This window comes from Nocardia sp. CA-135398, from assembly GCF_050955845.1.
Lineage (GTDB): Bacteria > Actinomycetota > Actinomycetes > Mycobacteriales > Mycobacteriaceae > Nocardia.
In genome coordinates this window covers 2,381,622-2,388,531 of the sequence record NZ_CP192084.1, presented here as the reverse complement: position 1 = coordinate 2,388,531, position 6,910 = coordinate 2,381,622, and the positions used below count along the sequence as shown (strand labels likewise).

The 6,910-nt window shown below is 64.3% G+C and carries 6 protein-coding genes; 1 reads left to right on the top strand and 5 read right to left on the bottom strand.

All coding sequences use genetic code 11. The features are described 5' to 3' along the window. Positions 1–9: 9 nt before the first annotated feature. Complete coding sequence (locus ACQP1T_RS10630; RefSeq protein WP_433759770.1) at positions 10–1,563, bottom strand: hypothetical protein; 1,554 nt, start codon at positions 1,561–1,563, stop codon at positions 10–12. A 15-nt stretch (positions 1,564–1,578) separates the two neighbouring features. Beyond that, entirely contained in the window at positions 1,579–2,994 is a 1,416-nt protein-coding gene (locus ACQP1T_RS10625) for a hypothetical protein (protein WP_433759769.1), read from the bottom strand. 180 nt (positions 2,995–3,174) lie between these two features. Between ACQP1T_RS10625 and ACQP1T_RS10620 the strand changes: the two genes are divergently transcribed. After that, complete coding sequence (locus ACQP1T_RS10620; protein WP_433759768.1) at positions 3,175–3,609, top strand: helix-turn-helix domain-containing protein; 435 nt, start codon at positions 3,175–3,177, stop codon at positions 3,607–3,609. 39 nt (positions 3,610–3,648) lie between these two features. On the opposite strand, the gene ACQP1T_RS10615 is transcribed toward ACQP1T_RS10620, so the two are convergent. The 3 genes from ACQP1T_RS10615 to ACQP1T_RS10605 all read right to left on the bottom strand — a co-directional run bounded on the left by ACQP1T_RS10615 (position 3,649) and on the right by ACQP1T_RS10605 (position 6,786). Beyond that, positions 3,649–4,404: a hypothetical protein gene (locus tag ACQP1T_RS10615; RefSeq protein WP_433759766.1), complete on the bottom strand. Its 756-nt coding sequence runs from the start codon at positions 4,402–4,404 to the stop codon at positions 3,649–3,651. A 515-nt stretch (positions 4,405–4,919) separates the two neighbouring features. Further along, complete coding sequence (locus tag ACQP1T_RS10610; protein ID WP_433759765.1) at positions 4,920–5,960, bottom strand: aminotransferase class V-fold PLP-dependent enzyme; 1,041 nt, start codon at positions 5,958–5,960, stop codon at positions 4,920–4,922. Between the two features lie 91 nt (positions 5,961–6,051). After that, complete coding sequence (locus tag ACQP1T_RS10605; RefSeq protein WP_433759764.1) at positions 6,052–6,786, bottom strand: tryptophan 2,3-dioxygenase family protein; 735 nt, start codon at positions 6,784–6,786, stop codon at positions 6,052–6,054. Between the last annotated feature and the right edge of the window lie 124 nt (positions 6,787–6,910).

Sequence of the window (6,910 nt, the reverse complement as noted above, 5' to 3'; positions counted from 1 at the left end):
CGACACCGCCTACCCCGGCCGAGAAGCCGCGTCGATCAGCACCGCGTGCAGTGTTCTCGCTTGGATGCGGGCCTCATTTCCGCGCAGCACTACCTCGGCGAATGCGGCGCCGAAGGCTCGACTCACGTCGAATCCGCCTGCGGCCGTGGTATCCCCGGTCAACTCGGCACGCCAGTGCTGGTAACCGCGCACCACCTCGGCGAGTGTGCGCTGTCGGCCCGGTTCCAGACGCAGGTACTCCGCGACCAGGACGCGCTGCGCCCGCCTGCGCGCGAGACCGCCACCGGCGCCATCGAGCGCCGGGCCGAACTCACCTAACGTCGCCGCGTATATACCCGGCTCGGTTCCGGTGGCTTCCCTCGGCTCCTGAGCGCTCCGCTGGTCGAGAGTGATCGAGCGAACTGCGCACCCCGGGCCGCGTGGTTCCGAACTCCACCGCACCACGCCCGATTCGGCGCCGAGTTCGGCCACCGCGACGACATCCAGGACGATCACCGGATAGTCGGTAAGCACCCGGTCCACGGCGGCCACGAACTCCCGCACCACCGACACCCGCAGGCCAGGTGTATCGAATCCGACCACTCGCACACCGTGCTGATCGGCCAACCTGTGTGCCAGCCACCCGACCACGGGATCGGGAACCGGTCGCCCTTCGGAACCGCGCCGATCACGCCCGCGCCGCGGTTCTTCGGTGGGCTTGTTCGATCGCGGCGGGGAACCGTACCGAGGGCTCGGGGAACTCGGCTGGGCGCCCGCAGGCGAGCCGCCGGGTGTCGGGTGCCGTTGCCCGGTCCACGGGGTGTCTCGCCGCCCGACATCGGCCGCTGGCCTCGGTCCGGATGCCGTGCCCGCGGACCGCGCGGCATTCCTGGTGGCAGCCGGGGGCAACGACCAAGAGGACGGGGGCGACACCCGACGACCGAACTCTCCGGCTGGGTCGCCGGATTTGCCCCTGCCCTCTCGAACTGACCGATCCGACCTCTGGGCTGTTCTATCCGAAGAATCCGGGCGCCGCGAACCGTCCTGCGGTGCGGACTGTTCCGGGGAAGCCTCGGGCGACCGCCGCCCGCCGGGCGCGGATCGTTCGGTGGGTCGCGCCCGGTCCGTGGGAGACGCCTGGCCTCCCACCGCCGAAGAGTTCGCCGCCGGATCGTTTGTCCCAGGTGAGTGCGCGTCGGCGAACGCTGGCGTGCCGACGCGGCCGTCCGACAGCTGCCGAGCAGGCTGCCCGATTTTCGGGTCGAGGTCCTCGGCTGTGGCGCCTACCTGGCTGGCAAGGTAGGCGTCCTGCGCCTCGAATTGGCGTGCGGCGTCGATGATTCCGGCGGCCGTGCCGTGCAGGCTCTCCGCCATTTCCCGCACATTCGCCAACAGCTGCTCGGCGTGCGGCTTGAACTCCTTGGCGAATGCCAGGCCGATATCGTCGTCGCCCCAGCTGCCTTCGGACTGCACCACAGAGTCCCGCAAACGCGCGTACGTCTGCCCCACCTGGTCACCGAGTTCGGACAGCCGCTCGCCCCGATTTCGCAGACTATCCAGATCCAACCGGACCTCAGTGTTCACGTCCCACCCCGTCGGTCAGACTCGGCCGCTGCTACGCATCCGGAACCGTCGCTCGAAATCGGTGACGAACACCGACAGCGGCACAGAGGAGGTAGAGCGCTCCACGATGCCGTCATCAGCGACATAGAAAACCGCACGGTCCAAAGCGATTTCACCGTCCGGCACCGGCGAACGCACCAACCAGCCCACGCTGATGCGATCTCCCCGCAATGTCGACACCGGATATCCGGTGGTGTCGTAACTCCGCTGGCGGATGTGATCGCGGACCAGATCGAGCGCATCCGCTTCGCCGATCCCATCGGCATGATCGGCAACCAGATCCGCGAGCATCAATTGGAATAGTCCACCGTCGATATCGACTCCGTCGCCATCCCCGATGGCCTGCACCATCGCCTCACGGGTCACCGCACCCGCCTGCGCCGCCAACACCAACAGCTCAGCGGATTCCGGACTTTCACGCGATCGGTCACCCAGCAGGCTGCCGACGACTCCCGCAACCGTCGAGACCGTCCACACCGCGGGCAGCGCCGGCGCGCACTCCGGTATCGGCGCGGACTCACCCCGATACCACTGCCCGTCTTCCCACCAGTAACAAAACGACAGCAAACCGGTTATCGCACGCGGATTGAGCACCGGGTCCGCCACCCAATCCGGTGCTCCCGCAAACAATTTCGGCATCGCGGCGCCCCCGTTGTACGCGGCGTCCAAGACCGGCGCATCCCACACCCCGCCCGACAGCACAGCTCGGTCACCGGGCAGCAGAGTCAATGTCGAGCCGCTGCGTTCCGCACTTTCGAAGATGCCCACCGACGGTCCGATCCGAGGCCCCCGCTTCGATCCGACCGCCACGAAGGCCGCAGCCAGCACCGCCCACCGGGCCCACAACACCGCCAGCTCCGGCAGCTCGCCATCCACGGCCAGCGCTCGCACCCCCGCACGCCGGTCCGCACGTATCCCGTCGACGGCGGCCCGCGGCGGCCTCGACTGGCGTTCACCGCGCCCGATGTAAGCCGCCAACCACACTGGCAACCGATCGCGCGGATAGCGTTCTACGTCAGCCAGATAGGCATCCGGTGCGAACAACTGCTCACCGGGGAACGGCTCCTCCGCGCCGTGATCGACGCCGACTTCCACACCGTCCGTGTCGATGCGCACGAGCAACCGCCACCACGGCCCGGACGCCGAATTCGCAGATATCCGCCGATGCCGACGCACCGTCTCCCACACCGCATCCGACACCTGGTACCGCACCGACCGGCTGCCATCGTCGACCATCAGCAGCGCCGATTCGGCGACCACGGTCATCGCGAACCACGCCTCCAACCGTTGCCACCCGGGCGGGGCAAGCCCACGCAGTTCATCCGCGATCCGGTCGGCCAACGCCGCGAGATCCTCGCCCCCCTCGGGATCGCCCCACAACGGTTGACCCACTTGTTCTCCCTTCGGAACCCCCGCCCACGCATGACGCCAGCCATGTCAACATGTGTGACTGCGCCGCCCGAATGACATTCACACCAGTTGATACACGATTGCACCATGCCCCTCATTGTCTGTCAACGGTCGTCAAGCGATAATGGTTGGGAACCATTCCAGTTGACGGAAAGGCGATCGGTGGACGAGGAAGAAGTACCCTCGACGTTGGCGTCGAAATTGACCCATCTGTTCGACGTCGTACGCAGGCCCGACGGTCGCGAGTTCAGCAACGAGGAGGTCGCCACCGCGATCACCCGCGACCAAGAGGTCAAGATGTCGGGCTCGTACGTCTGGTACCTCCGCACCGGTCAAAGAGACAACCCCACCTTCCGACACCTGAGCGCACTGGCTCGATTCTTCGGGGTCCCCCCCGCGTACTTCTTCGACGATCAGACCAGTCGCGAAGTCGACGCCGAGCTGGGTCTACTGGCCGCCATGCGCGACGCGGGCGTCCGCGATGTGGCCCTGCGAGCAGCGGGACTATCCGCCGAGAGCCTGGCCGCGGTCACCGACGTGATCAACCGTTTTCGCCGATTGGAACGACTACCCGCAGGCCGCCCCAGCGACCAATAGCTGCCATGCGGACCAAGGGGTCGGCACAGTCGTGGAGCGTCAGACCACAATCGGGTTGTCGGGGGCCACGTTGCTGACGGGCTCGACGGTGGTGAAAACCGGAATCATGCGCGAGGCCGCCAAGTAGGGGGTGCCCTCGGTATATCCCGTGCCACTGGCACCGCCCAGCATGCGCACTGCTAGTCGATAATGCGTGGTGCGCCAGCGCAGCAGAGCGGCCGAGAAGTTTGCCATCACTTCCGCCAGTCGCGCCAGTTCGGGGCCGGCGATGTCGCCCGAGCGGCTCGCAATGGTGAAGGCCTCGTCGAGGGTGCGTTCCTGACCGGCCAGAACCCGGTCCCGAACCTCAGGCACCGACTGGTATGCGGGTGACTCGACGCGATCGACGTCCGGACGCCGACACAGCGACTCGACGAGCTTGTAGCTGCGCGACTGGATCGCGCTGGCGCCCTCGGTGAACTGCCGAAAAGTCCGGAAGGACTCGATCTGCATCGTGGCAAGCATCGAGAACAGCGGCGCCGCCTCGCGCAGTGCATTCGTCGAGCTGCCGATGAAGTGGATTGCTCGGCTCACGTCGCTTGCGGCCAGCGCCGCCACAGCACCGCGCAGGTGCATCGCCAGAAGCGTGAAGGTCGTCTCGAAGGTCTGCAGCACCCGAATGAACAGGTACTCGTCGTGGATGGTGTACACCGGCAAGATGCTCAGCTCGAGCACACGCCGCTCGGCAAAGGACATATCGCCGTACACGAGTGCGCTGACTTGGCGCGCCCGGTTGATGGGCTCGTCGTCGGTCAACCCGCGGTCCAGCGCCAAGCGCGCCAGCACTGGGCGGATCGCACGCAATCCGTGCCGAATCCGCTTGTCGACCAGATTCCGTGGCGGACGCATCGTCGGCAGTAGTGTGGCTCGGTCATGTATCGCGGCCAGTTCGAAGGCTAGAACATCCGCGAGAAGTTGCACAGTGCGCCGATCACACCGAGACCGCGCGAAAAGCGCCTGCTCTATCGGGTCATCGATGACGGGCAGTTCGAGCAGCCGCAGCGCCAGGTAAGTCGGGTAACTATATCGGTTGTCCAGCTTATCCAGTGCACAGTCCAGAAATGCGGCAAGGACTCGCACTGGTGGCCAAGGACCACCGAGCCGAGGCAGTACCGCGCGGGCCTGGTCGAGCAATTCCAACGTGTCGGTGGGCACGAAGTGCTTGCCGACACTGTGATATCCGCACAGGACCGCGTCGTAGGGGAATCGTGCAGCGTCTGGCTCGCATAGCCACGACATGACTTCAGCAGTGGACATCAGAGCCTTTCCGTCTATGCAGAGAAAAATTCAGAACGCCGGATTTCGCGCAGGGCCGCGCATAGGGCGGCGATGTCCTCAACATTGCTGTAATAGTGAAATGACACCCTTACCACGTCCTGCCGTGGGCTGACCGCGATGTGGTGTCCGGCAAGTCGGCGACTCAGTCCGGCGGGGTCGGCGTCGACAATTCCTATATGCGCTCCACGGCGCTCGAGCGGGACGGCGCACACACGCTCGCCTTGTTCGCTCAATTGCTCGCGAGCCAGTTCGCCCAGGCGCCCCACATGATTGCGAACAAGTCCGAGATCCAGCTCACCGACAAGCTGTATCCCCGCCACGGCGGCATAACATGCAGGCACCGCCGGTGTACCGGTTTCGAATCGCGTCGCCGTTTCGGGGAAATCCAATTGGAAGGAGTTGAATGCATATGGGTCGACTCGCCCGAACCAGCCTGTCAAAGTCGGTAGGTGGTCGGAATATTCAGGCGCACGGGCGTAGAGGAAAGCGAGGCCGGGCAAGCCGAGTAAGTACTTCGAAGTACCCGCAACCAGGAAATCGCAGCCGAGGCTTTCGACGTCCACGGGATCCACACCGACCGCCTGATAGGCGTCGACGAAGACTTCGGCACCGGCCGCGTGCGCGGCCTGGACTACTTCCATGACCGGCATCCGCACGGCGTGCTGGTAACTGATCAAAGGCACCGAAACCAAGCGGGTTTTTCGGTCGATGAACGCTGTGAAACTATCCACGGTATGACCGGCGTCGACAACCTCGGCGCCGCACTGCCGCTGGGCACGCCAGACATGGGCAATAGACGGAAATTCGGCCGTCGTGGTAACGATACGAGGGCGAGCTCGCCAGCTTCGCGTAGCAGCGACCTGGAAGGCGCCGATCGATGCGTTGGGAACTATCGCCACTTGGTCGAGCCGCGCACCGATCAGTGCCGCAAACCGATTTCGTGCCACACTGATCTGGTTCTCGAATGCCTCCCAAGCCGCGCCGGGAAGGGTCATCTCCGCCAGCATCCGAGCCAAGGCATCATCGAGCTCCACCGAACGAGCCCCAACGCTGCAACTTGCCAGATGTACCGCGCGTTGCAACATCGGAAAGTGAGACCGGAATGCCTCGGCAGACATCGGCCGACTACTCATTGCCGAAGTTACCGGGTAGCTCGGCATTCGCCTGCGCCATCGGCCCGGTCTCGGTAAGGAAACTCCGGATTTCCCATAGCTCGGGAAAAAGCCTGTGCGCGATCAGTTTGGTCAGCATTGCGACCGGCGTGCCCTGTGTGCCGGTCGCATGATGTCCGATCAACCGGGCGGTGATCTTGAAGTGCCGCACCCGCCATAAAGATACTCGCTCGTCCCATTCGATCAGCGCCTCGGCCAGGCGGTGTATTTCGGACTGCTGCTCGGCCCGATATACCTCGACAAGGTCGATACCCCGATTCTGCACGAATGTGGTGAACGATTTCCCGATGGCCCGACTATCTCGCCGCACCGAAAGCCAGCCCGGAGAATCGGATCCCGAACCGTGGCCGAGAACGGTGCGGATAGTTTGGAAGTCCCACGGTGACAAATGGCGCATCATCTCCAGCTGGTCGGTGATGAGTTCCATTGCCAGAGACGCTCGGTTCAACAGCGCGATCGCGTTGTTCAGATCGGCATCATCGATATAGTCGGCCGCCTTGCGTAATTCGGTGCAGGCCAGCTCGAGCCACAACTCGGTCGACTGATGGACGATTTGGAACAGTAATTCGTCACGGTGCACCATCTCGTCCGACCGACGCTGCAGATCCAGCAGTCGATCGGTACGCATGTAACGGGCATAGTCGTTATCGCCCTCGCCACTCAGTATCTGCTGGGAATAGTCCTTCATCGCCACACCTGGATGCCACGAACTGTGCCGATGCATCTCCGACAAGACTGATTTCCACCTATTGTTTCCCAGGCGATCGAGTCCAGCTCGTTGAAATTCATATTATCCTTCTTGCATCGGAGCC